The organism is uncultured Thiocystis sp., assembly GCF_903866365.1.
In the GTDB taxonomy this organism is placed as follows: Bacteria; Pseudomonadota; Gammaproteobacteria; order Chromatiales; family Chromatiaceae; genus Chromatium.
Map to the genome: position 1 here is coordinate 1 of NZ_CAIPNF010000358.1, position 2,568 is coordinate 2,568.

Below are 2,568 nucleotides of genomic sequence, written 5' to 3' on the forward strand. Positions count from 1 at the left end.
CCGCGCAGCCGCCACCGAGGATCACCACCGCGCTCCATGCCCTCATACACTAATCGCTTGTAGTGCCGACCTTTGCCCCTACGGCGTCAGCCAAACAAAGGGTTACGTGCAAAATGGGCGCGAATAGTCGAAGACGGGCTAGCGCGTCGGGGTCAAAATGAGAATTGCTGTCAGCTGAATCGGATAGACAGGAAGCGAACCCAAGATTAGAATGTTCGGGCTGCATTTCATTACAGCTTGGCCGTTCCCGGAGAGGTGCCAGAGTGGCCGAATGGGCCTGACTCGAAATCAGGTGTACGCGCGAGCGTACCGTGGGTTCGAATCCCACCCTCTCCGCCAATCACATGAAGAAATCGCTTTTAATTCAGCCGCTTATGTCGTCATTGATTTAGGCGGTCCCCCAATTGGTCCCCCACTGCGACATCGGTTCAGGCGACATTCGCCTGAGATTCTCCTTAATTTTGTCTTTGTCGCATCTGACACTTTGACTGTCCTCGATCAATACGTCCAAGATCGTTCCGTTCTGGACGTTGCTATTCCAAACGCTATTTTCGTCGCGAATTTCGAAAATTCGCCCGCTTCGCCATCGGCGATGTTGCCCGCATTGCCACACCGCCTCAGCGGTAAGGGAGAAGGTCGGGAATGACCCAATCCGGTCACTGAGACGAGCCAGTCCAGTGACTCTTGCCTCTCAGCCACCAGCGGCGGCTAACCGGAAGGACTCGGCCAATTCCGGACGCTCACCGCAGGCTCTTGAGCGGCAGTGCAGACTCCGTTTCCGGTCGCTGGAAGGCGCGCTCATGATCGGTCGCTCAGGACGCAGCCGGACTCTCGCATTCATCCATCTATATCAAGGCACAAGATGCCCAGGCATTTTTTACTGCCGACGCTGTTTGAGGTCGATGGTCACCCGAACATCTTGGCCCCCGACAACTTTCCCATGGATCCCGAGGCCATCGGCATCGCGTCGTTCAAGATGGAAAGACCTTGAACGCGTTGGCCTCGATGCCATCCCGCCGAAGGCCAGTGCTTGCCGATTCCCACATCTCTTCGCACCAATGCTGCACATCGGCGCCCAGCTCCGCGGAGATGAAGTCGCGCTGAGCGAGGTACTCGCCAAACCAGTACATGGCGTTGATCGAGCCCAGTGCCCGCGTTGGGTCCAATGAGAAGATAAATTGGGCATTTTGGGCCAACGTTTGGTCGACGAGCTGCTTGGTGAAGGTGAATGGCTGCCGTGGTCGCTTTCCGCTTGGCGTGCTTTTCAACAAGTACCGCAGCATTTGCTGGCGGTAGAACTGGGCCTTCATCCAACTGAAGCCCTTTTCTCTGTGCAGCCATCCCATGAAATTGAGGGTGGCGGTGTTATGGAACTGGGCAACATCCTTCGTCGTGCGGAAGCTGTCGAGGAAGCTCGCGTCGAGATCTCCGACGATCTGATCGAGTGTCGTCTCCAGGCTCTTAGGGTCGTACCACGGCTCACGCAGCGGAGTCCGCAGTGCCTTGAGTTGCTCGACCAGTGGCTCTGGGTTGGCGCGATCACCGCCCCTGTCGAGGTAGTCCGTGCAATAGGCATAGACCAGGATGTCCAGTGCGTCGTCACCTCCGATGACCTGGGGTGAGCGTATGAGTGGGTCGTAGGTTGATTCCAGGAGATCCACGAGCGCCTCGTCGCACTCGCTCACCATGAGGAAATTGATCACCCCGAACAGGAAGTCCACATCGCTATCCGGATATTCCTTGAACCACGTCAGATAGGTCTGGATGTCGGCGTCGGAGCCCTGCTCGATGATGCTGTAGGCGATGATGTCCCGATCGAAGTAGGCGAAGCTCTTGAGATAGGTCGCCGGAAAGGTCTGGCGGAGATGCTTCAGGAAATCGATGTAGTCTCTGGTTCGGTCGAGTCTGACAAGCTTTGCACCCAGCTCGAACAGGGCCTCGTCCACCCCAAGGTTTTCGACGAGATCCGGGTGGGCTTGGAAAAACGCGTGCAGATGACGGAGAACCTGGTCCGGATCATCCATCACCTCATCGTATTCGGACCACCAGGCATCGACCAGGGCTTGCGCTTGCTCGCCGATCTCAGGCATTTCCTTGTCGATGGTCTTGGAGACATAGGGCTCCACGTCGATTCCGGGCGACGCCTCGAAATCTTCGATCACATCAGTCCCATCGAATGCGTCATCGACGAAGGGCGCGTCTTCGAACAGCGCACCTATATCCTCCTTCCTTGTATTTTCAAGGTGTTGTTTCTCGTCTTTCGCGAGGCAGCATTTCTTATATTTCTTGCCGCTGCCACAGCGACAGGGGTCATTTCTTCCAACTTTGCTCATGAGTAGGACAGAGCCTCGCTGTCGATATTTTTGCCATTAAACCGCGTCCAGAGCGAAATGCCTAAGGATTTGGCCGAGAATAATTTCCTTGAATGGTAAAGTGGACCCCCTGTCCAGGACAGTTTTTCCCCGAATTTAAGTTGTGCTGCCGCCCTCAATCGCAGCGGTTTGGCGCTGCCCCAGTGTCCGTTCTGTCTCGCCGAAGCGATCCACGATGTTGGCTCCCCCGCCTTCC

At 56.2% G+C, this 2,568-nt stretch carries 1 protein-coding gene and 1 tRNA gene; one reads left to right on the top strand and one right to left on the bottom strand.

Features of this window, described 5'->3' with window-relative positions; translation table 11 throughout:
• The first annotated feature begins 249 nt into the window (after positions 1-249).
• Positions 250-339: transfer RNA gene (locus tag QZY07_RS20160), tRNA-Ser, on the top strand.
• A 632-nt stretch (positions 340-971) separates the two neighbouring features.
• On the opposite strand, the gene QZY07_RS20165 is transcribed toward QZY07_RS20160, so the two are convergent.
• Positions 972-2,333: an SEC-C metal-binding domain-containing protein gene (locus QZY07_RS20165; protein ID WP_295406483.1), complete on the bottom strand. Its 1,362-nt coding sequence runs from the start codon at positions 2,331-2,333 to the stop codon at positions 972-974.
• Positions 2,334-2,568: the final 235 nt, after the last annotated feature.